Source organism: Enorma massiliensis phI (assembly GCF_000311845.1).
Classification (GTDB): Bacteria; Actinomycetota; Coriobacteriia; order Coriobacteriales; family Coriobacteriaceae; genus Enorma; species Enorma massiliensis.
Genome location: NZ_HE978575.1, coordinates 564,292 through 590,603, shown reverse-complemented (window position 1 = coordinate 590,603; position 26,312 = coordinate 564,292). Strand labels below are relative to the sequence as shown.

At 64.9% G+C, this 26,312-nt stretch carries 21 protein-coding genes and 1 pseudogene; 8 read left to right on the top strand and 14 right to left on the bottom strand.

What is annotated here, in order from left to right:
- Window positions 1–62 precede the first annotated feature (62 nt).
- From rpmE to HGEM_RS10550, 3 genes and pseudogenes are all read right to left on the bottom strand, one after another.
- Entirely contained in the window at window positions 63–494 is a 432-nt protein-coding gene (rpmE, locus tag HGEM_RS09230) for a 50S ribosomal protein L31 (protein ID WP_019129152.1), read from the bottom strand.
- A 648-nt stretch (window positions 495–1,142) separates the two neighbouring features.
- The gene (locus HGEM_RS10555; protein WP_019129151.1) at window positions 1,143–1,631 is read right to left on the bottom strand and encodes an HAD hydrolase family protein; all 489 of its coding nucleotides are present in this window, start codon (window positions 1,629–1,631) and stop codon (window positions 1,143–1,145) included.
- Window positions 1,632–1,761: 130 nt separating this feature from the next.
- Window positions 1,762–1,989, bottom strand: a pseudogene (locus HGEM_RS10550) (HAD hydrolase family protein); the annotation flags it as partial.
- Window positions 1,990–2,215: 226 nt separating this feature from the next.
- On the opposite strand from HGEM_RS10550, the gene HGEM_RS09220 reads away from it, so the two are divergent.
- The 6 genes from HGEM_RS09220 (at window position 2,216) to HGEM_RS09195 (ending at window position 9,355) form a co-directional block, all read left to right on the top strand.
- On the top strand, window positions 2,216–2,437 hold the full coding sequence (locus HGEM_RS09220; RefSeq protein WP_019129150.1) for a phosphoheptose isomerase family protein: 222 nt from the start codon (window positions 2,216–2,218) through the stop codon (window positions 2,435–2,437).
- A 431-nt stretch (window positions 2,438–2,868) separates the two neighbouring features.
- Window positions 2,869–3,156 (top strand): ACT domain-containing protein, encoded by a 288-nt coding sequence (locus tag HGEM_RS09215; protein WP_019129149.1) that lies wholly within the window; start codon window positions 2,869–2,871, stop codon window positions 3,154–3,156.
- 111 nt (window positions 3,157–3,267) lie between these two features.
- A complete protein-coding gene (locus HGEM_RS09210) occupies window positions 3,268–4,683 on the top strand; it encodes a citrate synthase (protein WP_019129148.1) in 1,416 nt (471 codons plus the stop codon).
- A 26-nt stretch (window positions 4,684–4,709) separates the two neighbouring features.
- A complete protein-coding gene (locus tag HGEM_RS09205) occupies window positions 4,710–5,540 on the top strand; it encodes a Cof-type HAD-IIB family hydrolase (RefSeq protein WP_230197266.1) in 831 nt (276 codons plus the stop codon).
- A 255-nt stretch (window positions 5,541–5,795) separates the two neighbouring features.
- Complete coding sequence (locus HGEM_RS09200; RefSeq protein WP_019129146.1) at window positions 5,796–7,619, top strand: NAD(P)-binding protein; 1,824 nt, start codon at window positions 5,796–5,798, stop codon at window positions 7,617–7,619.
- The gene (locus tag HGEM_RS09195; protein ID WP_019129145.1) at window positions 7,613–9,355 is read left to right on the top strand and encodes a [FeFe] hydrogenase, group A; all 1,743 of its coding nucleotides are present in this window, start codon (window positions 7,613–7,615) and stop codon (window positions 9,353–9,355) included. Before HGEM_RS09200 ends, HGEM_RS09195 begins: the two co-directional genes overlap by 7 nt.
- Before the next feature lie 273 nt (window positions 9,356–9,628).
- Here the strand turns inward: HGEM_RS09195 and HGEM_RS09190 are convergent, their stop codons facing one another.
- The 4 genes from HGEM_RS09190 to HGEM_RS09175 are packed head-to-tail and all read right to left on the bottom strand — an operon-like array spanning window position 9,629 to window position 15,104.
- Window positions 9,629–12,412 (bottom strand): LuxR C-terminal-related transcriptional regulator, encoded by a 2,784-nt coding sequence (locus HGEM_RS09190; protein WP_195891261.1) that lies wholly within the window; start codon window positions 12,410–12,412, stop codon window positions 9,629–9,631.
- A gap of 31 nt (window positions 12,413–12,443) precedes the next feature.
- The gene (locus HGEM_RS09185) at window positions 12,444–13,253 is read right to left on the bottom strand and encodes an ABC transporter ATP-binding protein (protein ID WP_019129143.1); all 810 of its coding nucleotides are present in this window, start codon (window positions 13,251–13,253) and stop codon (window positions 12,444–12,446) included.
- A gap of 4 nt (window positions 13,254–13,257) precedes the next feature.
- The gene (locus tag HGEM_RS09180) at window positions 13,258–14,256 is read right to left on the bottom strand and encodes a hypothetical protein (protein ID WP_019129142.1); all 999 of its coding nucleotides are present in this window, start codon (window positions 14,254–14,256) and stop codon (window positions 13,258–13,260) included.
- Complete coding sequence (locus HGEM_RS09175; protein ID WP_154646837.1) at window positions 14,235–15,104, bottom strand: hypothetical protein; 870 nt, start codon at window positions 15,102–15,104, stop codon at window positions 14,235–14,237. The genes HGEM_RS09180 and HGEM_RS09175 overlap by 22 nt, the downstream gene beginning before the upstream one ends.
- Window positions 15,105–15,373: 269 nt before the next feature.
- On the opposite strand from HGEM_RS09175, the gene HGEM_RS09170 reads away from it, so the two are divergent.
- Window positions 15,374–16,534, top strand: a complete 1,161-nt coding sequence (locus HGEM_RS09170; RefSeq protein WP_019129140.1) for an ABC transporter substrate-binding protein — start codon at window positions 15,374–15,376, stop codon at window positions 16,532–16,534.
- An 18-nt stretch (window positions 16,535–16,552) separates the two neighbouring features.
- The gene (locus HGEM_RS09165; protein WP_019129139.1) at window positions 16,553–18,058 is read left to right on the top strand and encodes an ATP-binding cassette domain-containing protein; all 1,506 of its coding nucleotides are present in this window, start codon (window positions 16,553–16,555) and stop codon (window positions 18,056–18,058) included.
- Between the two features lie 96 nt (window positions 18,059–18,154).
- Here HGEM_RS09165 and HGEM_RS09160 read toward each other — a convergent pair whose 3' ends face one another.
- From HGEM_RS09160 to HGEM_RS09130, 7 genes are all read right to left on the bottom strand, one after another.
- Window positions 18,155–18,949: a Cof-type HAD-IIB family hydrolase gene (locus HGEM_RS09160; protein WP_035101983.1), complete on the bottom strand. Its 795-nt coding sequence runs from the start codon at window positions 18,947–18,949 to the stop codon at window positions 18,155–18,157.
- Between the two features lie 18 nt (window positions 18,950–18,967).
- Window positions 18,968–20,788, bottom strand: coding sequence for an adenine deaminase (locus HGEM_RS09155; RefSeq protein WP_019129137.1), 1,821 nt, complete (start codon window positions 20,786–20,788; stop codon window positions 18,968–18,970).
- A gap of 241 nt (window positions 20,789–21,029) precedes the next feature.
- The gene (locus tag HGEM_RS09150) at window positions 21,030–21,836 is read right to left on the bottom strand and encodes an AIM24 family protein (RefSeq protein ID WP_019129136.1); all 807 of its coding nucleotides are present in this window, start codon (window positions 21,834–21,836) and stop codon (window positions 21,030–21,032) included.
- Between the two features lie 266 nt (window positions 21,837–22,102).
- Window positions 22,103–22,879, bottom strand: coding sequence for a vWA domain-containing protein (locus HGEM_RS09145; RefSeq protein WP_019129135.1), 777 nt, complete (start codon window positions 22,877–22,879; stop codon window positions 22,103–22,105).
- 214 nt (window positions 22,880–23,093) lie between these two features.
- A complete protein-coding gene (locus tag HGEM_RS09140) occupies window positions 23,094–24,230 on the bottom strand; it encodes a macro domain-containing protein (protein WP_019129134.1) in 1,137 nt (378 codons plus the stop codon).
- Window positions 24,231–24,289: 59 nt separating this feature from the next.
- Window positions 24,290–25,636 carry a branched-chain amino acid transport system II carrier protein gene (gene brnQ / locus HGEM_RS09135; RefSeq protein ID WP_051008511.1) on the bottom strand — a complete coding sequence of 449 codons (1,347 nt, stop codon included), beginning with the start codon at window positions 25,634–25,636 and terminating at the stop codon, window positions 24,290–24,292.
- 280 nt (window positions 25,637–25,916) lie between these two features.
- On the bottom strand, window positions 25,917–26,141 hold the full coding sequence (locus HGEM_RS09130; protein WP_019129132.1) for a hypothetical protein: 225 nt from the start codon (window positions 26,139–26,141) through the stop codon (window positions 25,917–25,919).
- Window positions 26,142–26,312: the final 171 nt, after the last annotated feature.

Genomic DNA, 26,312 nt, shown 5'->3' with positions numbered 1-26,312 from the left:
CAAAAACGACCCGCACCGGATTCCGATGCGGGTCGTTCTTCCCTCCGTGCGCGTAGCAGGTGCTACTCAGCAGCAGCCTCGGTCTCAGCCTCAGCAGCGGGGGCCTCGGTCTCGGCGGGAGCCTGAGCGGCCTCCTCCTCAGCCTTCTTGGCGGCCTCGGCGGCGTACTTGGCAGCACGCTTTGCCTTCTCGGCGGCCTTGGCCTCGCGCTCGGCGGCCTTCTTGGCAGCGGCCTCCTCGGCGGCCTTCTGACGCTCAGCCTTCTTGGCGGCCTCGCGCTCGAGCGCAGCCTGAGCGGCACCGCCGAACTTGTCGGCGAAGCGCTGGACTCGTCCACCGGTGTCAACGAACTTCTGCTGGCCCGTGTAGAACGGGTGGCACTCATTGCAGAGCTCGACGCGAATCTCGGGGACGGTGGCGCGGGTCACGAAGGTGTTGCCGCAAGAGCAACGGACCGTGCACTCCATGTACTCGGGATGGATTCCAGGTTTCATGCAGGGACTCCTTACGATCTCGTCCTGGTTACCGACCAGGGCATAAGGCGTCTTGGTTTCCGACCAAGACAGAACAACTGCGATAGGATAGCACACCTGCGCGAAAGCTAGGCGAAGTCATAAAAGCATCATGCTCCAGGAGAACGCCTGCCGCAACGTGCACCCGGCCTTACGGGATCTTAGCCCGCGACCGGAATGACCATCATCGCACCCGGCGAAGCGCCTCCTTGCCCAGGTCCTTCCCAAGCGAAATGCCAATCGCGCGCGGCGGCGGAGCCCATGGAAACGACGGCGAAGCCCAGAAACAACGGACCACTTGCCTAGCGCAGTAAAACTCTCGTCAAACTTGCCTGGCACAGCAAAACTCTCGTCAAAGGCGCGGATTTTCGAGAACCGCCCAGATATACCCGGTTCAAACAAAATTAAAACTGCAGGTAGGAGAAGTGTCGTTGTATAGGCTACTCCGCCCGAGCCATAAAATTCGATCCTTTGACGGGAGTTTTGCCCCGCGCAGGGCCACGAAGGGGCGGACGTCTCGGAACCTCGGCCGAAGCGCCTCGGATGCCTCAGCTAGGGCGTCCCGAAGCTTCGGCCAACGCGCCTCGGATGCCGCGGCCGCAGCGTCACGAGCGCCGCGCGGGAGGAAGCTTACTCCTGGTCGATGAGCCCTAGATGCACGAAAGCGTTCCAGAGGCCGCCGTCGTCCACATCGGTTGTAACCCAATCAGCGGCCTCCTTGGCCTCCATGCCGCCGGAGCCCATGCAGACGCTCTGGGCGCACGCCTCGAACATGGGGATGTCCACCTTGGCGTCGCCCATGGCGATGGTGTCGGCCAAATCGGCACCGAGGTGCTCCATGAGCACGCGCACGGCATGGGCCTTATCGATACCCCTAACCCCAAGGTCGCCGAACAGCGCATGCTCGCCCTTGCCGCCCCATGTACCCGCTTTGAGGTCGGGGAACTCCTCGACAGAATCAAGATGGTCCTGATAGCTCGACAAAATGAAACTCACTTTGTTGAGGTCGTCGCGGTAGAGCTCGGCACCATACACGATGCCGTGAAGGACGTCGTCGACCTCGAGCCCATCGGCCTCCTCGGGCGTAGCCCCCTTGCCCAGCATATACTGGCGCAGCACGGGCCGCGCCGCCTCCTGGAAGCGTTCGCTCGCAAACAGACCGTTGTTGCTCTCGAGGTAGAACTAGGGCCTGCAGCCAGTCCACGATACGCTTGCACTGGTCGAGCGTGATGAGCTGGTGCATCACGACCTCGCCTGCGTCCTCGACGTACGAACCGTTGCCGCCAATCATGCCGTCGAAGCCAATTGCCCAGATTTCTAGCGGATTCTCGGCCTTGCTGCGGCCCGTGCACATATAGACGCGGTGGCCGCGGGCGCGAGCCAGCCGAATCGCGCGAACCGCCGAAGGCGGGACGTTGTTCTCGTAGTCCGTGATGGTTCCATCGACGTCGAGAAAAATGATCTTGCAATCGGCCATGGAGCATCCTTTCCGCCTGCCGCGAGAAGAGAACTGCCGCCTAACGCTTCGAGGCGAGGGCGGCACGCCTGCGCGCCCGCTCTGGGGCGACGCCATCGGCGCACCACCCCTCGAGCCGAAGGCGGCGCACCGGGAGCGCAGCCTCGTCTTCTCATCTAAAAGTCCTAGGGTCGCCGGCGCATGATGAGTCAAAACAAACCCGTCCCAAAATAGCTCACTCGCAGAGGTGCTCGACAACGCTGCATGCATCGATATCTATACGCAGTCGCATAACCTCTATCCTGCGCAGATGTTCTGCGATCGGCTGCTCTCCGCAGGGCGCAACGCAACCTGCCACGAAAGTCCGGAGCGGCTCGTGCGAACCGCCCTGGCCACAGGGGCCAACCACGCCGCGGTGGCCATCTCGTACTCGGGGCTCAACCAACAGCTCGATGCCCTCTATGGATGACTGTTCGCTCGCGACTACGAGCGCAGCATCGCGTTTCTGGAACGGTCGCTCCCCTACACGAGGCTGCCGGGATCGGACGACGCGGAGCCCGGCCAGGCGCACCCCCGATCTGCGGGAACCGGAGCGCGGCCGAGCGGTACGGGCCCTCAATCCAGTCATAACTCCATATTTGCCACAGTGGTGATACGCGGCGGACGCCGAGCCCCGCTGGATGTCGACCCCACCACCCGGATCCCCCCTCGGCAGCAGCCCTCCTGGGCGCCCCTCTGCCGGATGCAGACCCCTCGGCATGTTGCCCGCATGTTTCGCCAGTGTGGTTCTCCTGTGTTCCGCGCCGCGCGCCGCGCCGCTCCATTGCGCAAATGGGTATAGGTGAATCCATGCATCTACACCGCCCACGGGCTGGGGAGCCCGCGAGAGAAAGGCGCCTCATGGCAGAGAACGCATCCAACCGCATCGTCATCACCGTGCTCGGAAAGAATCGCCCGGGCATCGTCGCCGGCATCTCGCGCGTGCTCGGCGATGAAAACGTCGATATCCGCGATATCACCCAGAGCATCATCGAAGACATCTTCACCATGACGATGATCGCCGACATCTCCGCCACCGCGTCCGATTTCACCACGCTCCAGGAGCGCCTGTCTGCAGCGGGCGAGAGCATCGGGGTGAACGTGCAGATCCAGCGCGAGGACGTCTTCAACTACATGTACCGCCTGTAGAGCGAACGCTTCGCCAGGCTGAGCGCCGCACCCGGGCACGAGCTGCGGCGCCCACGGCCCGCGCGACCGGTTAGGTCGCGCCGCCTCGAACCCGAATGGAGGTTGCTGCCCGTGAGCATGACCGAGATCAATCTGAGGCACCCGCTCATTGCCGAGCGCACAACGATCGACTTCGCCGAGACCCGCGAGGTCTCCCCTGCCACCAAGCGCCTGTACGACGGCGCCGTCATGGTGCCCTACGACGAGGAGCTCTTCCGCTCCCATGATGTTAAGCGAGGCCTGCGCAACGCGGACGGGTCGGGCGTGGTCGCCGGCCTTACGAGGATCTCGGATGTGCATGGCTATCGTCGCGAGAACGGGACGCTTGTCCCAGATGAGGGCAAGCTCACCATATGCGGATACAACATCGAAAAACTCGTTGCCCATGCGCAGCAGGAGCAGCGCTTTGGTTATGAGGAACTCGTATTCCTGCTGCTCACCGGCGAGCTACCGCGGCAAGACGAACTCGATGCCACCTGCGCGCGCATCGCAAGCCAGCGCCTGCTGCCCATGGATTACATCAACGAGTTCCCCCTCACCACCAAGTCCAAGAGCATCATGAACGTGCTCGCGCGAGCCGTTCTCATGCTCTACGCCTTCGACGAAACCCCCGACGACATCTCCGCCCCGCACGAGATCGATGTGGCGCTCTCGCTCCTCGCCCGCTTGCCGCGCATCGCAGCCATCGCGCACAGCGTGCGCAATGCGGAGTTCGAGGGGCGCCGGGCGCACATCCCTCGGCCCAACCCGTCCTACTCGATGGCGGAAACCATCTTGCAGGTGCTCCGCGAGGGCGACAACTTCACCCACGACGAGGCAATGCTCCTTGATGTGATGCTCATGCTCCACGCCGAGCACGGCGGCGGCAACAACTCGACCTTCGCCTGCCGCGTTCTTTCGAGCTCCGCGACCGACGCCTATTCCGCCTACGCCGCGGCCATCGGCTCGCTCAAGGGCCCGCGCCACGGCGGCGCCAACTCCAAGGTCATGGCCATGCATGCAGATATCCGCGAGCACGTGCGCCGCTGGGACGACGACGGCGAGGTAGCAGGATACCTCATGAAGATCTTGAACCGCGAGGCGTTCGACGGCGCCGGCCTCATCTACGGCATGGGGCATGCCGTCTACACGCTCTCGGACCCACGCGCCAAGATCTGCCGCCAGTACGCGCGCAAGCTCGCGGAGCAGAAAGGATTGGGTGAAGAGTTCGCGCTCATAGAGCGCATCGAGCGCCTAGCGCCGCAGGTCATGCGCGACGTGCGCGGAACCACCAAACCCATCTGCGCGAACATCGACCTCTACACCGGCTTCATCTACAACATGCTCGGCGTGCCCGAAGATCTCTACACGCCCATCTTTGCCGTAGCGCGCACCGCCGGCTGGGCTGCCCATCGCATGGAGGAGATCTATGGCGCCAACCGCATCATCCGTCCTGCCTATAATTCTGTGATGGAGCAGGCGGAGTACGTTCCCCTCTCCGAGCGATAGGCAAGCGAAGCGAGGGCGAGGCAGCCGTGCCACACCAGAACTTGATCTTCTTTTCCGACCTCGACGGCACGTTTTTGACATCGAGGAAGGAGGTACCGGAGGGAAATCTAGCGGCGCTCGACGCCATTCACGAGGCGGGCGCCCAGTTCGTGCCGTGCACGGGACGGTCCCTTGCCGCCATTCCCAAGGTGCTGCTTAAGCACCCTGCCGCGCGCTATGCCGTGAGCGCGAACGGGGCAACGGTAACCGACCTCTCCACCGGCGAGGCCATACACCGCTGCGATCTGGGCCACGAGCGGACGCGGACGCTGCTCCAATTTGCCGAAGGTCGCGACGTCACCTTCGACCTCTTCGCGGACGGGCGCGTGTTCGAGCATCGCAAGACGTATGACCGGCTTGCCGAGTTCGCGGACGACCCCTACCAGCTTGAGCTCATGCGCTCCATTCGCACTCCCTTTGATGGGGAGACCGAGGCGTTCATGACCACGCTTGAGCACATCGAGCGCATCTCCTACTTCTGGTACGACCCCGCCGATTGCGCCGCGCTGCTCGAGGCGGTGCAACAGGTGCCCGATATCTCGGTCGTGCGCTCGGTATCCAATAGCATCGAGATCTCCGACGCGCGGGCCACCAAGGGCGAGGCGCTCTCATGGCTCTGCTCGTACCTGGACATATCGCGCGCAGACGCAGTAGCATTCGGCGACAACATCAACGACATCCCGATGATCGAAGCGGCGGGCACCGGAGTGGCCGTGGCCAACGCAGAAGACGAAACGAAGGACGCAGCCGACGCCGTGTGCGGCGCCAACAACAACGCGGGCGTCGGGGCTTTCATCATGCAACTGCTCGCAGAGTGAATCTACTGCCCCTCCGGCGCTGCCGCCCAAAGGCCGCCGGGAATGAAACGCAGACACCCGGTGTCTGCGTTTCAACTTGCCTGCGGTGTCCGGATCTTGCCCGAAAGCGCGGCGCGGTGCGAACAGAAATAACCCTTTGTCGAACAGTTTGACCGTTCGCCCGGTTGGGGGCTGCGGGACGGAACACGAGACAGTAGTGTGAGTATTTAGGTGCAAAATACATCGCCAGCACCGCATGGCAGAGGGGATAAGCATATGCTGTTTGAGAACGACAGCTCCTACGGCGCGTTGGGCGAAATGTGCTCCAACACAAGCCGACGTTTGGGAGCGAACGCCCGCGGCACCTGCCCCGTCGATATGACGCGCGCGCTCGTGGGCGTGGCGCACGCGCAAAGCTGCGGCAAATGCACGCCGTGCCGCGTGGGCCTGGGCGCCATGACCGACATGCTCGAGCAGATCATCGGCGGCACCGCCGATCCGGGCACAATCGAACGCCTTGAAGACCTTGCCGAGCAGATTCGCGTGAGCTCCGATTGCGCGGTAGGCTACCAGGCCGCCGAGCAGGTGCTCATGAGCGTGAAGGCCTTCCGCGACGACTTCGAATACCACGCCGCCACCGGCGGGTGCCTTCGCAGCTCGAGCCAGGGCGTGCCGTGCGAGGTCAGCTGCCCGGCGCACGTGGACATCCCCGGCTACATCGCCCTTACGGCAGCGGGCCGCTACGACGAGGCCGTGGAACTCATCCGCAAGGACAACCCCTTCCCCAGCGCATGCGCCTATGTATGCGAGCATCCCTGCGAGGAGACTTGCCGCCGCACCATGGTGGACGATGCCGTGAACATCCGCGGCATCAAGCGCTACGCCGTAGACCACGCGACCGGCCCGCGCGCGACCGATCGAGGCCCCGCCACGGGCAAGCGCATCGCCATCGTGGGCGCCGGGCCCTCGGGCCTCACCTGCGGCTATTACCTCGCCCGCATGGGCCATGAGGTCGTCGCGTTCGAGCAGCGCGAGAAGGCAGGCGGCATGCTGCGCTACGGCATCCCCAACTACCGCCTGCCCAAGAACATCCTCGACGACGAAATCGCCTCCATCGAGGCAGCCGGTGTCGAGATTCGCTGCAGCACCCCGGTGGGACCAGCCGGCATCACCCTCGAAGAGCTCCAGCGCGACTTCGACGTGGTCTACATCGCCATGGGCGCGCACGGCGATAAGAAGCTCCGCATGCCCGGGGAGGACGCCGAGGGCGTCGTGCCCGCCGTGCGGATGCTGCGCGAGATCGGTCTGGGCAACACGCCCGATTACACGGGCCTCGAGGTCTGCGTGGTGGGCGGCGGCAACGTTGCCATGGACGCCGCGCGCTCGGCGGTGCGCTGCGGGGCAAAGAAGGTCACCGTGGTCTACCGTCGCCGCGTAGCCGACATGACAGCGCTACCCGAGGAAATCGAAGGAACCATCGCCGATGGCTGCGAGATCGCCGATCTCATGGCCCCGCTCGAGGTGCTCACCGATGCGGAGGGCCGCGTTCGCGCGCTCAAGGCGCAACCCCAGATCATCGGCCCCGTGAAACGCGGGCGCCCCGCACCCGTGACCGCCGACCGCGAGCCGCATGAATTCCCCTGCCAGGTGGTCATCGTGGCCATCGGCCAGGATATCCAGTCCGACTACTTCGCCGACGAGGGCCTGCCCACGAGCTGGAAGCAGTTCGATGTGGACGAGAGCCTTGCCGTGCCGGAGCATCCGGGCATCTTCAGCGGCGGCGACTGCATGCGCGGGCCCGCAACGGTGATCCTTGCCATCGCCGACGGCAAGAAGGCGGCACGTTCCATCGATACGTACCTCGGCTTCCACCACACCGTATCGGTCGACATCAAGCTGCCGACGCCGCGCCTAGACGACCGCGTGCCCTGCGGCCGCTCCGTGAACGGCGAGCGCCCCACCGAGGAGCGCGTGCACGACTTTGAGCTCGTAGAGTACGGCCTGTCGGAACAGGAAATCCGCCAAGAGACGCTCAGGTGCCTCAACTGCGACCACTTCGGCTGCGGCATCCTGCATGAGGAAGGACGGATGTCATGGTAGAGATCACGATCGACGGTAACGTCTACGAAGCCGAAGAGGGCGCCACGATCCTTGAGGTGGCGCGTGAGCACCGCGTGGACATCCCCACCCTGTGCTACCTGCGCGAGATCAACGAGATCGGCGCGTGCCGCGTATGCCTCGTGGAGGTCGAGGGCATCGACCACCTGGTGGCCGCGTGCAACAACGAGGTCACGGATGGCATGGTGGTCTACACCGACACGCCGCGCGTGCGGCGCGCCCGCGTGGCCAACCTGCAGCTCATCCTTTCGCGGCACGATCGCCGCTGCCCCACGTGCTTCCGCAACGGAACCTGCCAGCTGCAAGCGCTTACCGACCGCATGGGCGTCCACGAGGTGCCCTATACCACGTTCTTCGAGACCAAGCCCATCGACGCGCGGTTCCCGCTCGTGCGCGAGCCCGAGAAATGCGTGAACTGTCTGCGCTGCGTTTCCACATGCCAGAAGGTGCAGGCGCTCGGCGTTTGGGACCTCGTGGACTCCGGAAGCCGCGCGCACGTGGACGCCGTGGCTCCCGACGACTGCGCTTTCTGCGGCCAGTGCATCGCCAACTGCCCCACGGGCGCACTTCATGAACGCGACGACACCGAGCGCGTCTTCGATGCGATCTTTGACCCCGACACAATTACCATCGCGCAGGTGGCACCCGCCGTTCGCTCCTCCTGGGCAGAGCTCCTCGACTTGGGGGGCAAGCCGCCGACACCGGGCCGCATGGTCGCGGCGATTCGCCGCCTGGGCTTCGACTACGTCTTCGACACCGACTTCGCTGCCGACGTGACCATCATGGAGGAGGCAAGCGAGCTCATCGAGCATCTGAAGGAAGGCGCCGAGGGGCCCATGTTCACCTCATGCTGCCCCGGCTGGGTGCGCTTCGCGAAGACGCGCTACCCCGAGCTTGCGAAGAAGCTCTCCACCACGAAGAGCCCGCAGCAGATCTTCGGCGCGCTCGCCAAGACGTACTATGCCGAGATCCTCGGCGTGGACCCCGCAAAGATCTTCGTTGTGTCCTATATGCCGTGCGTCGCCAAGAAGATGGAGGCCGCCTACCCCGGCATGGACTCCACCGGCACCGGTCCGGACGTGGATGCCGTGCTCTCGGTCCGCGAGCTCACGCGCCAGCTTCGCCAGCGCTTCGTAAACGTGGACCTTCTGGAAGAAGAGGACTTCGACCGCCCGCTCGGCGTGGCGACGGGCGCCGGACACATCTTCGGCGTGACGGGCGGCGTGATGGAAGCCGCACTCCGCACCGCCTACAACTTTGTGACCGGTGAGAACCCCGACGCGGACGCATTCCATGAGATTCGCTCCGAAGGACCCGAGCGCGGATGGCGCGAGAAGGGGTTCCAGCTGCCCGACCGTACGCTCCGCATCGCGGTGGCGAGCGGCCTTGCCAACGCAGACGCGCTCTGCCGTGCCATCGAGCGCGGCGAGGCGAGCTACGATTTCGTTGAGGTCATGGCCTGCCCCGGTGGCTGCGTGGGTGGCGGTGGCCAGCCCATCATCGAAGGGTTCAACCTTTCCGCCGACCGCGGCTGCACGCTGCGCATCATCGATGAGCAGAGCGAGCTGCGCTTTAGCCACGAGAACCCGGCGGTCAAGGCCTGCTACGACGACTTCCTGGGCGAACCGCTCTCCGAGCGCGCGGAGGAGCTGCTTCATTCCGACCACGGAGACTGGGCCATGCCCTTCCGTGTGACGGCCGACGGCACCGAGGCATAGCCCGCGGCCACACAGCGGGGCGCGCGACGGGACCAGGCCTCACCCAAAAGCGTCGCATAACTCGTAGGCGAAGGCCTAATATCGACCTCGCCTTCGAGTTGTGCGACGCTTTGCGAACAAGGGGCGCGACCTCGAACGTATCCCGCCGTGCTCTTGGCACCGCTTCAAACGAGAATGCGAGGCGCTGAGACCCGGTCTCAGCGCCTCACGCACGTATGAAATCGTAGACGCCTGGTGTCTACGATTCACTCTTCGACAGGAATGCCCCTCAGCCTAGAGACGCTCCTCATAGCGCTCGAGGCGGCGCTCTACGGCATCGAAGAGCTCCGAGCGACCGTGAACGCCGAGTTTTGCGTATACGTGCCGCACGTGGGTTCGGGCGGTGTTCAAGCTCACCGTGAGCTCGCGCGCGATACCCGCCGCCGTGAACCCTCGGAACAGGTACCCGAGCACGACGCACTCGGCATCGGTCAGCCCCGAACCCTCAAGCGCTTGGTCGAGGAACCCAGCAGTACGCCGCGAAAACGCCAGGCGCCGCCGATAGCTTGCTATCGTACTCGCAAGCGCCCACGCGCCGCAAACCATACCGATAGCGACCAACGCGATAACCGAGCGAACGGAACCATGCGGCTGGAGCAGCACATCGACGAGCACGCCGCTGCTGCACCCAAAGCCAAGAAGCCACGGCATGGCAATGGGAGAGACCACGTCGAGCAGAGACCGCCCTGCACGTTGGGCGAAGCGCATTGCCCGCATCGACGCATACAGCACAGCCGAAAGCGTCGTGCCGTGCAGGGCAAGATGCCATGCGAGCGACGACGCTAGGCGCCATGGATGCAAGGCGGTATACGACCCGTTCAGCAGCTGGAAGAGCATACCGCAGGACATACCTGCCACCACCAGAGCCGCGCCGCGCACGAGACCGATGCGAAGCGAGAAGGCCCGCGGCGAAGTTCGAGGATCCCCGCCATGCGGAACGCTTTCCCCAGGTATGGACGAAGCGGGGGCAGACGCGCACGAGCACGCGTGGACCACCATGGCAGCAATGCAGACAACACCGCAGCTGAGCACAACCGGCACCAGCGCATCGAAGCAAACGGAGCACCCGAACGCCAGGGATGATGCCATGGGAACAGCAACGAGCTCCCGCAGCGGCAGGGCATCGCGCCACAGGCTCCAAAGCGCATGGAACGCAAGCGCAACCGCAGTAAACCCCGAGATACAGGCTACGAGGGCAACCGTGCCCCTCCCAATGCGATGCACTGCGGCCCAACTCAACCCGCCCGGAGCGAAAGCAAGCGCCGCAAAGACCAGTATTGCGACGACCTGCAGCCACATCACGCCCGAAGCGTTTATACGAGGCGAACGGACGGGCGAGGCGCTCCCTAACGCTCCGCCGCAAACTCCTCGAGAAGCCGTGCTCGACCGACTATCTCCCACGCCCGTCCACGTGAGGGTAGCAATCATCACCAGCAGGGCCATGAGGGGAGCCGCTTCCCCATGAAGCGACCAAAACGATTGAGCAGAGCCCAACCAAGACAGGACGAGGGCCTCAGCAAGGAGCGACCAACTCATGAGACTCAAAGCCGCAAAGACGCGTTTGCCATGCAAGCGCACGACAATCTCATGCAGCAGCGGTGGACTCGCCGCATCCTCGGCGGTATGCGGCGCCCCCTCCCCCGCGGCAGCATTCGCCGTGCCCCGCCCCTCGGCGAACGTCGCCCCGCCAGCTTCGATGCACGCGCGAGCCTCCTGGCGCGCGCCCGCAGCGGCCTCTCGCCGCACCGCCTCGAGCGCCTCGGCACGCGATGCAACGCCGAGTTTTACATAAGCTCGTGCGGCATAGGTACCAGCCGTGGATTTCGTTATGCCCTCCGCCTGGGCGATCTGCGCAAGGGAGCGTCCTTCGGCCATGGCAGAAACGACCGCCTCTTCTCGCGGAGTGAAGTCGTGATGCCGAGCGAGCCGGGCGCATGCGTCCCGCACTTCGGCGGCCTTGCTATCGAGAAGCCGGCCAGGTGCCGAATTCCCACCATCTTTTTGGCCGCAATCGGACGGAACGCGAGCCCCATCTGCCCCGCCCATGCCAGCTCTCGAATGCATCCAAACCGCTTGGACGATAAGGAGCACCATGCCGGAGATTTCGAATACCAGCAACGTCGCGGGCTCATTCGCCCCCATCGCGAACGACCGTGCCAATGAGGTTGAAAGCACGACGCCGACCGGTAGAAAGGCCGCACCCGCGCTTTGGCCGTCTGCAGACGCGGAAAGACGGTGCATCGCGAACAGCCAGATGCACGCGACGGCCGCAAATGCAAGCGACGCCCCAAAGGAGGCGAGGGACGCTCCCAAGGGCACCCCGCCCAGCATCCATGAGCCGCATGCAGAGAAGACGGGCAGGATGAGCGCGCCGCGCCAATGGGGAACGCGGCAGATATACGCCAACGCGGCGACCGCGCACCAGCAGCACACGGCGGACCACGCTGCGACCACATGCAGGTCGGGAGAGGCCCACTGGACAACCCCATCGACGTATACCCGCGCGCTTGATAGCATCGCAGCATAGAGAGAGACGACCAAAAGGGAGATGCAGCAAGCCACGAGCGGCGAGCGCCTCACCGGCAAATGCGGCGGCACTTCAAACGCCTCATCTTTCCCCTGCCCCGCGCCCAAACACGCGCTCCCAGCATCGCACGAGAAAAGCGAGACCGCGAGAGGCAGCCACAGCGCGCATCCAACAAGCAGGAAGAGCGATCCCCATAGCGCGCTTCCGCGTAGAAGGAGGATAACCGCAGGCAGCACGACAAGAAGGTCGCTCTTCCAAAGCCGCATGCCGAAACGGAACAGGGCCCGGCGAGCTGGAGCGGCAAGCCACCATGCCGCCAACAAGGCAAGCATGAGAAGCCCGGCAACATCGGCGCACGACAGCCAAGAAATCACGGGGAGGCCGGCATTCCAGCCGACGATCGCAAAAGGCTCGAACGACCAGCCCCAAAGACCGGTCATCGCAACGATCGCGAGGAGACAGAACGCGGCGCGCGAGACCGCCATCGGCATGCGGCACCGGCGCAAACGGGCATCGCAAGCCTTATCTCGCATACGCAGCAGCATGTTCGACATACACGCTCTCAAGATGCTCGACATCCGTCACCTCAAAACACGACCCATCGATAAGCATATACGCCTTGTCGCACACGAGCGAGAGCTCATGCAGCAGATGGCTCGAAACCACCACGATTGCCCCGGTCGCCGCGAGGTGGCGGAGCGCGGCGCGCATCTCTATGACCGCGAGCGGATCGAGCCCGTTCATCGGCTCATCGAGCAGATAGAGAGCCGGCTTGCCGAGCATGGCTTGGGCAAAGCCCAGCCGCTTCCGCATACCCTGCGAGTAGCGCCCCACCCGCGTGCGCGAGCCAGGATTCAGGCCCACGCGCGCCATGGCATCGCGCGCCGCCGTCTCCGCCGATTGCGGCGACATCCCAGCGAGGCGCGCGAGGCTGCGAAGGTTTTCAGCACCGGTACGGTCGTCGTCAAACGGCGGGTGCTCGAATATGATGCCGCAGGGCACACGCTTCCGCCCGCCTAATGGCGCGCCGCATATGGACCCCACGCCGCGCTGGGGACACAGCAGCCCTGCGAGCACGTTGATGAGCGTCGTCTTGCCGGTGCCGTTCGGCCCCATAAGGCCGACGATCTGACCAGGCGATGCGGTGAAAGCGACACCATCGAGCACAACCGCCCCACGAAAGGAAACTCCGATTTCCTTGAGCCAGATACCCTGTCGCACGTCGGGCGCGACGTCCGCGATGCCGGCGCCGGACGCGCGGCTAGCACCGGGTGCGACGGTCGCGCGCACCGCCGCCCCCGCTGTGCGCGCGTGCTTTCCCAACGGTCTCATATCCTCATCCCTTCCCGTGCCGCACACGGCGCTTGAATCCTGGCAGCCCCGCGTTGCGCAACGATGCCGAGAGCACCGCGCACGAGGCGATAAGCATCGCACCGATCATTGCCGTGAGCTGGGCGAAGCTGTTGATGGGAAATGTCATGTCCACGTATTCCGTGTGTTCTGCCGCAGCAATCGCCTCCCCCGCCAGCTGCCCTGCCTGCGTCTGGAAGAACCCGGCGCCAAGCCGGTAGTTGGCGAGGCTGAACCGATCGGCAACCCATCCCACAACACTCCGGCCGCCCTCCAAGCCAAACGCGACCGCAATCGATGACCCGATATCGCCGAGCATGTTGAGCAGCACCACGACGAGGCATCCGCCCACGATAGGCGCCAACCGGGTGCGGCACCGCACGCCGAAAGCCATGACGACGAGCACAATCGATGTCTCGATGATGGAAAACGCGCCCACGAGCGCCGCGAGCACGGCAGGATATGACCAGCCAGCGGGTATGGGGCTCCACATGCCCCACGTCGTATACTCCGGCCCGCGCGTCAACAACCACGCAGGAACGCTTCCATCACCGAGCGGTAGTCCCCGCTGCAGTGCGCCCATCGCAAGTGAAAGCGCGAATAGCGCGACGACGCACCCGGAGCAGAGTACGAACGCAGCGAGCACCTTCGCGGCCGCATAGGACGAACGCCTCGTGCAATGCGACACGATAAGCAAGCGGCTGCTCTCATGCGCATCGCGCGAGATAAGGTCACCGGCGAGCACGATGCATGCGATGGGGAGCGTAGTGCTCGCCTCGACGTTGAGCGCCATGTAAAACGTGTCGAACGCGGTTGCGCCGGCGAGCACAGATGCACCCTCGTACGCCTGCTGCATCGCCACGGTATCGATGACAGCAAGCGATGCCTGAACAATCGCAACCAGTATGCCGAACACGAGCGCCGTGCGCGGCAAGGTTAGCGTGCGCTCAAGCTCATAAGCCGTTAGACGCATGATTTCCGCCATAGCGCCCACCTCCGATCCCGAGCAACGCTGCCGTGAACCATTGCGGCAGCACCTACGCTTACTGCTACCATCGCGACCGCAACGAGCAGCACATCGAGCAGATAGGGCACAACCAGGCGAGCGTCCCCCAGAGGAAGGCCCGCGATGAACCCGAAGAGATCGGGTGGGGCCCACGTGCTGGGCAAGCTGCACGACCATAACGCGCTGCCCACTGGGGTAAAGCGCTGTATCGCCCAAAGCGCCGGCCAGAAAACCATGGCGAAAATCGGGCGGGGGACAGCGAGCGCGATGGACCCCGTCATCGTCGCAATCGCAAGGCAGCTCACGAGCTGCAGTGCGATGAGCCCTGCGCTCCCCGCAGCGCCCCACGAGAGCATCGGCGCGAAGTCGGTGTCCGCCATGTTGATGAGCCCCGTTTCGAACGAGCCGCTGCATACCAGCGCGCAAACGGCGCCGGTTACGAGAGCGACCACGGCGAACGACAGCATCGTCGCAATCATGAGTGCAACCATGCAGGAAAGCGACAAGCGAACCGGGTCGACACCCTTGGCTACGAGAAGGCTGAGGTACCCGTTCTTGAAGCTCCACGCGCTATCGGCAAGTAAAGCAAGGGGAAGCAGCAACGCGAACGCCTCCGAACCGCCCATCGTCATCGCCGCCATGAAAAGCGGAGGCAGGTCGACGCCGAGTAGGCTATCCGCACCGACCGTGCCGTATGAGATGGATAAGTCGTCAGTCAGTTGGTACGCCACAACGATCGCCATCGCGACGGTGATGAGCGCGAACCGCCTCCCGCATATCAGGCGAAGCATGTGCCTGATGAGCACGAACGCACCCACGCTAGCCATGCGCACTCCCCTCAGCATCCCAAGCCTTTCCATCCCGCGCCCCCTCATCCCGCAAACACACGGAACGCATCACGGCATCAGCATGGCAGACAAAGCGAAGACCGTCTGTCGTACGGCATGGGTGAAATGTTGTATACGCAGGTAGAAAGCGTGAAGTCATCGAGGCGAAACCATATCGGCCCCGTCGCGCACGCGCGGGGAGCGCATTCGATTCCGCACTGATATAGTGGTAGGTATCCGCGCTCATCACACAAATTCTGGGGGTTTCCATGGGCACCACGCAACAGCAGCACCATGCCACCATCACGCGTCGCGCTTTCGCCAGCGGGCTCGCCACCATCGCCATCGGTCTGGGCATCACCGGCTGCAGCTCAAATACGGACGGTGGGTCGAACGCCGGCAGCGGGATGAACTCTTCGAGCGAGGGCGCAGAGCCCACCACCGTGCGCATCGGAGCGCTCAAAGGGCCTACGGGCATGGGCCTCGTCGGGCTCATGGACGCCGCGAGCATGTTCGCAGCAAGTGATGCTGCGGCCACCGACGACGGCTCATCGGGCGATGCCGTCGCAACCGATACCCCCGTGGGCACCGACCCCGCCGGCATCGGAGCGCTCGAGAACGACTACGAGTTCACGCTCGCGGGCTCTGCCGACGAGCTCGCTCCGCAGCTCATCCAGGGCGACCTCGACGTGTTGTGCGTGCCCGCGAACCTCGCCGCCACGCTCTATCAGAAGACCGAAGGGGCGGTAACGGTACTCTGCGTGAACACCCTCGGCGTGCTCGACATCGTGGAAGCAGGAGAGACCATCCACGACATCACCGACCTCGCTGGCCGCACCATCTATTCCGCCGGCCGCGGTTCGACCCCGCAGTACGCGCTTGAGTACCTGCTGCGCGAAAACGGCATCGACCCCGAAACGGATGTGACCATCCAATGGGCGAGCGAGCATGCCGAGTGCCTGGCAGCGCTCCAAGCCGACCCGTCCATCGTCTGCATGCTCCCCCAGCCCTTCGCCACGAGCGCGCTCGCCAAGGTGGAAGGCGCGCGCATCGCACTCGACCTCACCGAGGTCTGGGACGAAACCGTCGCTGCCAACGGCGGCGACTCGCAGCTCATCACCGGCGTAGCCGTGGCTCGGAGCGCATTTTCGAGCGAGCACCCGGCGGCGGTCGAAGAGCTCCTTGATGCCTACGCCGCATCCGTCGACTTCGTGAACGACGACCCCTCGGCGGCGGCCCAGCTCATCGAGGCAGCCGATATCGTGACCGCGCAGGTGGCAGAGCGGGCCATCCCCTACTGCAACATCGTCTGCATGACGGGCGCGGAGATGGCGGGAGCGCTCACCGGGTATCTCCAGACGCTCTACGACGCCGACCCCGCCTCCGTGGGCGGCGCGATGCCGGGCGACGATTTCTGCTACGGCGCCTAGCCGAGCATATCTAGATCCATGAGCAAGCGGCAGACATCCGAGCACACGGAACGCGAAGGGCGCACCGGCGCAAAGGGCGAGCGCCCAAGCCGCCGCCCGACTCTCTGGGCCGGCGCCTTCTGGCTCGCGATCTGGCAGCTTGCCGCGATTGCCCTGGGAAGCGAGCTCTTGCTGCCGGGACCCGCCGCCGTGCTTGCGCGCCTCGTCGAGATGGTGCCCCAACCCGCGTTTTGGGCGCGCGTGGGGTTCTCCCTCGTGCGCATTGCGGGCGGCTTCGCGCTCGGAGCGGCATGCGGCACGGTCGGGGCATTCGCCGGCGCGCGCTGGCGCATCGTAGAAGAGCTCCTCGCGCCCCTCATGGCGCTCGCAAAGAGCGTGCCCGTGGCGTCCATCACCGTGCTCGCGCTCATCTGGCTGCGCGCCGCCAACCTCGCCGTGCTCGTCGTGCTGCTCGTGGTGCTGCCCATCGTATACGAGAACGTCCTCCAGGGGCTGCGCGCGACGGACGGCAAGCTGGAAGAGGCGGCCAGGCTCTACCATGTCCCGCCTGTTCGCCGCCTGCGCTTTCTCGTGATGCCAACGCTCTTCCCCTATCTGAGCACCGCACTTGCGCTCGGGCTCAGCACCGCATGGAAAGCCGGAGTTGCGGCCGAGGTCATCGGCATACCTGCAGGATCGCTCGGCGAAGCGATCTACGACGCGAAGGTTTACTTTGATACGCCTGAGCTCTTCGCGGTGACGCTCGCCGTGGTGCTGGCGAGCGCCGCGTGCACAGCCGCCCTGTGCGGGGCGCTCGCATGGATTGAGCCCCTTGCCTGCGGGCGGGCAGGACGCGCCGGTCGCATCGAGCGCACAACGACAGCCGAGTCGCCGGTCGGCAACGCGCTGGCAACCGGTGCGCCCGCCGCACAGAATGCAGAGCATCGCTTGTGTATCGAGCGGCTATCGAAGGCGTTCGGCGGCGCGCCCGTCCTCAATGGCGTCGAGTTCTCGGCGCGCAGCGGCGAGCCGATCTGCCTCATGGCGCCGTCCGGCTCGGGAAAGACAACGCTCCTGCGCATCATCGCCGGGCTCGAGACAGCCGGCGACGGATCCGTCGTGTTCGGGGATCCATGCGATCGCGAACCTCTCCCCCGCGTCGCGATGAGCTTCCAAGACGACCGCCTTGCCGACCAAGCGAGCGCGCTGGCGAACGCGCGCATCGGGCTCCCTGCCGAGAGCCCTGCATGGGCCGAGGCCCCGAGCCTGCTCCAGGCCCTCGGCATCGGCGAGCGACAACTCGCCCCGGCGGGCACCTGCTCAGGCGGCGAGCGTCGGCGCATCGGGCTCGCCCGGGCGCTGCTCACCCCACACGAAATACTATTGCTGGACGAGCCCTTCAACGGACTCGACGCAGCCGCCCGGGAGCACGTCGCCGCCATCATCCGCGAGCGCGAACGGGGGCGCATCGTTGTCATGGCTTCGCACGACGAGCGCGACGCCGAGCTCATCGGCGCGCGCATCGTGCACGTAGGGCTCAGATAAGAGCAGATCCGAAGCAGAAGCGGAAGCGCATGTGCATGCAGAAGGCGCGCGTGCTCTAATCCGCTCTACCGAGCACGGCAGCGCGAATCGAACGCGCTAGCCCAAGCTCTCCAAGAGCTTCCGCATCTCGCCCTGCACAGCCTGGTCATAGTTGTAGCCAATCACGCGGTTGGCAACTGCCTTGAGCGCGGGGCGGCCGTTGGCCATCGCGCAACCGGTGCCCACGAACCGGATGATTTCGTAGTCGTTCATCGAATCGCCGAACGCCATCACCTCGTCGCGCGTGATCCCATGGTGCGCCATGACTTGCTCGATGCCCGTGGCCTTGTTCACGCCGCGCTGAAGCGCATCGATCCAGTGCGTGCCCGAGGGCGCGAATAGGAACTCGTCGCCCAGCTCGCGGGAGAGCGCGTAGGCATAGTCCATCACATGCCCGTCCTCGCAGTAGATCGAGATCTTGAGAATGCTCACATCGGGCCCGGGCAGATACCAGATGCGCTCGGCGTTGGGAAGGTCCTTATCAATCTCGCGCACGAACTTATCCTCGTCGTCGAGCAGGAACGACTTCTCATCGTCGAAAAGCGCCATGTGCAAGCTCTCGAATTTACCAACGGTCTTCGCCAAGCGGCGAATGCCCAGATGGGAGAACACCTCGCGATCCACGAGCTCGCCATCCACATACACCTGGGCGCCGTTGGCGGCCACGAAATCCATCTTGTCTCTCACGGGTGCGAAGAACTGGCACAGCCGGTCGAAGCGGCGTCCCGAGGATGCAGCGAAGTGCACGCCCTTCTCGCGCAGGGCGAGAATGAGGTCGTAGGTCTCGGGCGGAACCTCGCTATGCTCGTCAAGCAGGGTACCGTCCATGTCGGAGGCGATGAGGCGGATCAACATGAGCTCCTTTCGGCATTAGCTTGCATACGTGAAGGTCGTGACATCGAAAACGCCTTCAGGGCGAATCCTGAGCGTGGGGATGACTGGAAGCGGGAGGAAGATCATGCCCATGATGGGATCGAGCGGGGGCTCGATGCCGGCAGCGCGCGCAGCCTGCACGAAGGCATCGTGCTCGCGGGCCACGTCTTCCGCCGTGCCATCGCTCATGAGCCCGCCGAGCGGGAGCGCGAGCTTTGCGACCACCGCGCCGTCGCGCACGAGCACAAAGCCGCCCTGTCCCACGTTTCGCACGGCCTCGAACATATCGTGCGGGTTATCGCCCACCACGCAGACGTTATGGGAATCGTGACCCACCGTGGAGGCGATGGCGCCGCCGGTGATGGTGAAGCCGCGCACCCATCCACGCCCGATGTGCGTGCCCGTAAGGCCGCATCCAGCAGTGCCTGTGCCGTCCGCGCCCGCAGCTTGCGCGGCCACGCCGCGGCCATGACGCTCGATGAGCATGATGCGCCGGAGGCCCTCGCCAGAATCGGGATGCGCGGCCCCCGTGATGGCATTGCCGGGAATCACGTCGATCACCGCGCTTCCAGGCTGGTAATCGTAGGAGAACACCTCGGGCGAGAGCTCGGGCAGGCGTACGGAGCCGCGAAGCGTCGCCTCGAGCTCCTGCACGCGCGCGGTCTCCGGTGCAACGTCGCCCACGAACAAGCCGTCTTCGGCAACGAGCTTTCCCGCAGCATACACGCGATGCGGAGCACGCTCGAACGAAAGGTCGTCAAGCAGCAGCAGGTCGGCGCGCTTGCCCGGCGCGATGGCGCCGCGATGCTCGAGCGGGCCGCCGTGCCCGTGATCGAGCCCGAAGCACTCGGCCGTGGAGAGCGTGCCCATGGAGATGGCGAGCACCGGATCGATGCCGCGCTCCACCGCGAGTCTGCAAGCATTGTCGATCATGCCGATCGCGAGGGCATCCGACGGCGCACGGTCATCGGTGGCAAAGCAGCAGCGGCGCGCGCGAAGCGGGTTCTCGAGCACCACGGGGCTCAGCGCCTCGAGATCATGGCTGCATGTTCCCTCGCGCAGCATGATATACATCCCACGCGAAAGCTTATCGAGCGCCTCCTCGGGACCGGTGCACTCATGGTCGGCGATGACGCCGCTTGCAACATAGGCGTTGAGGTCCGCCCCGGCTACGAGCGGCGCATGACCGTCCACCACGCCCGAAACGGTCGCAGCGGCGGCATCGATGCGCGCAAGGGTCTCCGCATCCGCCGCCTCAACGCCCGGATAGTTCATCATCTCGCCCAAGCCGAAGACCTCGCCCGGATGCTCGCCCATGAACGCGCGCATATCCTCGGCGGTGATGGAGGCACCCGCCTGCTCGTCGGGCAGCGCGGGCACGCACGAGGGCATCATGAACTTGATATCGAGTGGAACGCGGCGAGCATCCTCGATCATGAACGCGAGGCCGTCGAGCCCGCAGACGTTCGCGATCTCGTGGCTGTCCGCGATGGCCGTCGTGGTGCCGCGCGCGAGCGCCATGCGCGCATATTCTGCGGGTCGCACATTCGAGGATTCGATATGCAGGTGGCCATCTATGAAACCAGGGGCAAGATAGCGGCCCTCACAGTCGATGACCTGCGCCGCAGGGGGATCGGGAACAGCACCGTCGCGATCGTCGAAGAGCACTCCCGCGATCGCACCATCTGCCACCACCACACGGCCGCGCACCACGCGCTGCCCGTAGACGTCTACGATCTGGGCATTGGTGAATAGCGTATCGGCCTGTGCACGGCCCTCTGCCACGTCGACCAGGAGCTTGATCTCGTCTGCCGCCATGCTATCCCCTCTCCATCGGGTGCCGGACCGCCCTCGCGCGCAGGAATCCCTGCCGAACCACACGCAGGAATCCCCACCGAACCACGCAGCGCACGTTTGTGGAGCATGATACCCAAAACCGCGCGCGCAATCCGCTGAGGGGCTGCAGCGAAACATAGTAGGAGCGCGATAGATGAAAAAACGGGGCGCCGCGCATAGCACGCCGCGCCCCGCAATGCTTCGCCGAGCACTCGCCGTATCGCTAGTCCGTAGGATTGGCGGCGTTCGTGTTATAGCTCGTCGCCGGCTGCATGGGAGCCATCATGATACGGCCGGTACCACGGTACACGTTCACCAGTCCCTCCCCGCTCACCGCAGAGCCGATGAGCGACTTGCCGGAGCGCTCGACCGCGAACTCGAGTCCCGAAGTCCATGCGAGCGCATAGTTGCCATCGACCTTGAGCTCGTCGCTTTGCAGGTCGACGTAGAGCACTTCGGTTTGCGGGCACGGCGACTCGAGCGCGACCACGCCCGTGCCATCGAGCCTCAGATTGAACAGACCCTCGTTGCCCGCCACGGCCGACGATATATTCGACCGACGCTGCAAGTCGTGGCGAATGGTGCTGTCGCACGCAAGGAACAGGCCGTCATTGAGCACGATCGAATTGCCCCATTGCGAGAGATCGAGCAAGAGCAGGTGGCGCCAGGTGGGCTCGCACACGAGCATGCCCGTGCCGGAATACTCGGGCTTGATGATGGAATCCTGGCTCACCGCGCCGCGCACCATCTTTCCGAAGAGATCGCCCGCGCTCTTGACGCCGGTATTGGCTTGGATCTGTCCGACCGTCCACTGCATGGCCCCCGCCTGCAGGGTCACGCCCGTGCGGCCATCGAGGGTCGCGACGAGCTGGCGACGGCGCACATCCATCTGCGAGGCGAACCACGCCTCCTGCGCGCTCCAGGGCGCAACGGACAGGTCGCGGTCCCACTGGATAACCTGGAATTGCCCCGCCTGGTGCAAAACCTTTACATCGTCGTTGTTGAGAAAGTTGTAGATGGTGTACGACATGATTGCCCCCTCATCTGCGCCGTGCGCCCTAACCTTACCGGGATTATAGGGCCGCGAGGCAGTGCGCCGCGGCGCACCGGGCACCCTTTCGCCCAACGGGGCCGTTGTGCGCGCGAGCGCTCTATGCCTCAACGGGCCGTGGCGAGCGCCCTTTCCCCATGGACCGCAGCGCGAGCTCTCGCTCACGACGCGCCGTGGCGAGCGAGCCCCTCAACGTTCCATGGCGGACGAGCGTCCCGAGAGCAAGCGGGCGGATCGCGCGACGGCTAGCACCCGCGCCGGCGCACGTCCTCCTCGAGCTCGCGACGCCAAACACCCGCCTCCAACGGCTCGCTGCACCGCACCATGCGGGCTGCGCACGACGCCGCCCGATACATCACATTCGTGCCGACCTCATCGTGCACGTATCCGACGGCGCAGTCGCGGTCGATGCCGAGCCGTTCCGCCTCGCGGGCAACGTCGATGTTCGCCCCGACGAAGATGAACTCCCAGCCCTTCTCCCTCTGCCGCTCGATCAGCCGCTTTACCTCGCGATACGAGTAGCGGCTGCTCGCATTCTCCATACCATCCGTCGTGATGACGAAAAGCACTTTGTCCGCCTCGTAGCCCGCAGGCTGCACGCGCTGCACAAGGTCGACATGGTCGATGGCCCCGCCCACCGCGTCGAGCAGCGCCGTGCAGCCGCTGCAGCGATACTCGTTCCGCGTGAGCGGCTCGACGCTGCGGACACCCACGCGGTCGTGGAGCACGCGCGCATGATCGTTGAATATGAGCGTGGATACGATGGCCTCGCCCGGCCCGTCGCGGTGCTCGGCAAGCATCGCATTGAAGCCTCCCACGGTGTCGTCTTCCAACCCTGACATCGAACCGCTCGCATCGAGGATGAATATCAGCTCGGTGCGCGCGGCGGGCTCATCATGCTTGGTGCGCTCGGTGCGCGCGGCGGGCTCATCATGCTTGGCGCGCTCGGGTCGCGCGGCGGGCTCGCTGCAGGCGTTCGAACGGATGCGCCCGGCGTTATGATCGAGGTGTCGCTTATCCATGGTTGCCTCCTTACGGCATCGACTATCCGACACCGTGAAGGGTACGCTGCGCCGATGCGCCGGTGGTCAACCGTCGGGCGACATTTGGCGCAGGTGCCCGGAACGCGCCCGCGAAACGCCCGGCGCCGCCCGAACGCCCGGCCCGCCAAGTGCCCCGGGGCGCCATCCGAGTGCGCCGGCGCCCACCAAGTGCCCCGGCGCCGCCCGAACGCGGCTACACCGAACCGACGAGCGGCAGGTCGTAGGCGAACAGCACTTCGTTAAGCTGGAAGAGGTCGTAGATGCTGCGCTCTATGAAGAAGCGGACGATCACGTCGAACTTGCTGCTCTTCGACAGCGTGAACCCCGCTCGAGCAAGTAGGTCCTGCGTGGCACTCATATCAAGCTCAAGCGCGATGGCGAGCGCCACGACCGTCTGCTTGGACGGGCGATACGATTCATTTCCTCGTATCTTCGAGAAGAGCTGACGGCTGATGTTCGCACGATGGTACACCTCGGCGTCCGTCATGCCCCGGGCATCGATGAGAGCGAGCAGCGTCGTGGAAAACGGTGCGTCGAGCGTAGCGACCAGCTGGGCAATCTCCGCATCGAGCGTAGCGCCGGCACGCGACGGCGCGCCTGACATCGCAGCGCCCGGCATCCTAATGTTTGCAGCAACGAACGGCCTCGGCGCCGCGATAGATGCATCGTCCTCTTGGAGGTATTCAGGCAGGGCGACGGGCTCAGCCATCTCCACAGAAAGCGGCGCAGAGGCATCCTCCGTCCACTGCAGCTCGCGTTCAAGCTCACCCATATCGCGCCGCATGAAGGAGCTCGAATCGACGTATTCGTCATCGATATACTCTTGAACCTGCTCGACGAGCGCGTTGCCCATCTGGACGACCGCGCGCTCGAACACCACGAGCGTCAGCGCGACCTCGTCGTGATGACTCAGGAATGCAGCGACTTCCTCGCGCGCGATAGCGAGCGCTCGCTCAACGGGGAATCCATAGATGCCCGCCGAAATAAGCGGGAACGCGACCGACCGGGCGCCGAGCTCCACGGCGCGCGCGAAGGCGCTGCGGTAGCAACGGTGCAGCAGCTCTTCCTCGTGGGCTCTCCCGCCACGCCAGATGGGCCCCACGGCATGCACGCACCAGCGCGCAGGCAAGTTGAACGCGGGCGTCGCCACGGCATCTCCCGTCGCGCACCCTCCGATAGCCTCGCATGCCGCGCGCATCTCGTCGAACCCCGCAGCCGAGAACAACGCCCCGCATACGCCGCCGCCCGGCGCCAAGCGCACGTTTGCGGCATTCACCAGAACGTCTGCGTGCACGCGAGAGATGTCATCGCGAACGATCGAAAACGGCATGATCGACCCCCCCCCATCAACCTAACGCCGCGCGTACCCGCCGCCGCCAAGCAACAACCCTACCGGCACGCGCCACGAGCGGAAACCTTAGCATGCAGCGCGCCGATGCACGCTGCCGCAATCGCCGGAACGACCCAGCCGAGCCCCCAAGAGGCGAGCGGCAGAGCATCGATGGGCAGCCACGCGCCCGGAGCGACGGCGTCGCGCACGCTCCCGAGTACGCCCACCACGGCAACGACTCCCACCACCCATGGCCACATCTGGGGCAGGCGGTCGCACACGGAATGGCACATGCCCATGATCACGAGCGCGATCGCCACCGGGTACAGGGCGCTCAGCAGCGGAACCGAGAACGCCAAGATGGCGTCGAGGCCCGCATTCGAGGCGATGCACGAGAAGAGAGCGAACGCAAGCGCCCATCCACGATACGGAATACGCGGCACCTCCTGCGAGAAGTAGGTACCGCAGCAACCGATGAGCCCGATGCAGACGTTCAGGCATGCCAGCAGGAATATGGCAGCGACCACCGCCGTTCCCACCGTTCCGAAATGCAATGTCGCAGAAGCCGTGAGCACCGTGGCACCGTTCGTAGCACCCGCGAGCGATTCACTCAACCGAACCCCCACCACGGCAAGACCGCCGTAAATGAGCATCATGAGCACGCCGGCGATGAGGCCCGCGCGACAGACCTCGCGCGTCACGCCAGCGGGCTCGGTCACGCCCATGCCGCGGATGCTCGTCGCGATCACCAGACCAAAGGTGAGCGACGCGAGCAGGTCCATGGTCTGGTAGCCCGTAAGAAAGCCCTGCACGGCTGGGTTTGCGTCGTACGGGGCACTGGCGGGCGCGAGCGGCTCGCCCTCGGAAAAGAGCGCAGAGCCCACGACCGCGATGATGAGCACGATGAGCAGGGGGCCGGTGATCTTACCCAGAAGCCGCGTGATGCGTCCCGGGTGCATGGCGAGCGCATAGGCGAGAACGAAGAACGCCACCGAGAACGCCAGGCGCATCAAGCCGGGGTCCACGGATGTGGGAAGGAGCGGCAGAAGCATCTCATACGCCGTTGAAGAGGTGCGCGGTATGGCAAGGCAGGGACCGATGGCAAGGTAGACCACCGCGACGAAGGCGCGTGAGAACACCGGATGGACGCGGGTGGCGAGGTCGCGCACCGTGCCCGCGAGGGCAACGGCAACGATGCCCAGCACAGGCAGGCCTACTCCCGCGACGAAAAATCCGATGAGCGCGGGCAGCGCATCTTGCCCCGCCTGCACGCCAAGAAGCGGCGGCAAGATCAGGTTGCCCGCCCCGAAGAACATAGAGAAGAGCGCAACGCCCACCGAGACCATCTGGCGTGGCGCCAAGACCTCGCACGACGACGTCTGGTCTGGTTGATTGGGTTGCCGCATCGCCAAGCCCCATCCTTTCCCGGACGCATCTTTTGCATGAGGCTCGGTCGCCGCATGCCGCAGCGTCCCCGCGTGCCTGCATTGAGCACCTGCCATACTAGCATGCTGGGGCCCTCGGCCGAAACAGCGTAGGGCGGCCCTGCCGCCACAGGCCCAGGCGCGCTCCTCGCCGCCAGACCTCATCGATCGGATGACGCCTCCACCATGGCACGGCACCGCCTTCTCATCACCTGGCCCGCACTTCCTCCTCGCCACGCAGCGGCACCCATCGGCAGCTCCATCACTCGGCGAGCGCCTCCGCCACGGAACGGCGCAGCTTCTTCTTCGAGCCCGCCGACACGATGCCGCCCCTCACCCGCACGTACACGCGGCCCTTAAGTTCAGGGTGCTTCTTTCTGCACGCCCCGAAGCAGCCGCAGCGGACATCTTCCTTACCCACGGCGCCTTTAAGGTCTTTGGCCTTGATACCAGAGCATTTCTTGCATAGGCGAACCTGAGCTGCCACGGAACCTCCCTCGGCGTCGTCGGCGCATCTGCGCCCTCATAAATGATGCAACGATTGTGCCATATAAGATAGCCAAGGGCAACTTTTCTAGGGCAGCACTACCCCGCCGCCCCAGATGTACATAAGTCAGCCGGACCAGACGCTCTCATCTGGTCCGACCGACTTTCGCTC

Excerpts from the sequence above, each read along its gene's own strand:
- HGEM_RS09175 (WP_154646837.1), bottom strand. The coding sequence starts at position 15,104 with ATGGCTAGCGTGGGTGCGTTCGTGCTCATCAGGCACATGCTTCGCCTG.
- rpmE (WP_019129152.1), bottom strand. The coding sequence starts at position 494 with ATGAAACCTGGAATCCATCCCGAGTACATGGAGTGCACGGTCCGTTGC.
- HGEM_RS09190 (WP_195891261.1), bottom strand. The coding sequence starts at position 12,412 with ATGCCGATGGCGGTCTCGCGCGCCGCGTTCTGTCTCCTCGCGATCGTT.
- HGEM_RS09170 (WP_019129140.1), top strand. The coding sequence starts at position 15,374 with ATGGGCACCACGCAACAGCAGCACCATGCCACCATCACGCGTCGCGCT.
- HGEM_RS09195 (WP_019129145.1), top strand. The coding sequence starts at position 7,613 with ATGGTAGAGATCACGATCGACGGTAACGTCTACGAAGCCGAAGAGGGC.
- HGEM_RS09200 (WP_019129146.1), top strand. The coding sequence starts at position 5,796 with ATGCTGTTTGAGAACGACAGCTCCTACGGCGCGTTGGGCGAAATGTGC.
- HGEM_RS09215 (WP_019129149.1), top strand. The coding sequence starts at position 2,869 with ATGGCAGAGAACGCATCCAACCGCATCGTCATCACCGTGCTCGGAAAG.
- HGEM_RS09180 (WP_019129142.1), bottom strand. The coding sequence starts at position 14,256 with ATGGCGGAAATCATGCGTCTAACGGCTTATGAGCTTGAGCGCACGCTA.
- brnQ (WP_051008511.1), bottom strand. The coding sequence starts at position 25,636 with ATGCGGCAACCCAATCAACCAGACCAGACGTCGTCGTGCGAGGTCTTG.
- HGEM_RS09140 (WP_019129134.1), bottom strand. The coding sequence starts at position 24,230 with ATGCCGTTTTCGATCGTTCGCGATGACATCTCTCGCGTGCACGCAGAC.
- HGEM_RS09150 (WP_019129136.1), bottom strand. The coding sequence starts at position 21,836 with ATGTCGTACACCATCTACAACTTTCTCAACAACGACGATGTAAAGGTT.
- HGEM_RS09155 (WP_019129137.1), bottom strand. The coding sequence starts at position 20,788 with ATGGCGGCAGACGAGATCAAGCTCCTGGTCGACGTGGCAGAGGGCCGT.
- HGEM_RS09145 (WP_019129135.1), bottom strand. The coding sequence starts at position 22,879 with ATGGATAAGCGACACCTCGATCATAACGCCGGGCGCATCCGTTCGAAC.
- HGEM_RS09165 (WP_019129139.1), top strand. The coding sequence starts at position 16,553 with ATGAGCAAGCGGCAGACATCCGAGCACACGGAACGCGAAGGGCGCACC.
- HGEM_RS09185 (WP_019129143.1), bottom strand. The coding sequence starts at position 13,253 with ATGAGACCGTTGGGAAAGCACGCGCGCACAGCGGGGGCGGCGGTGCGC.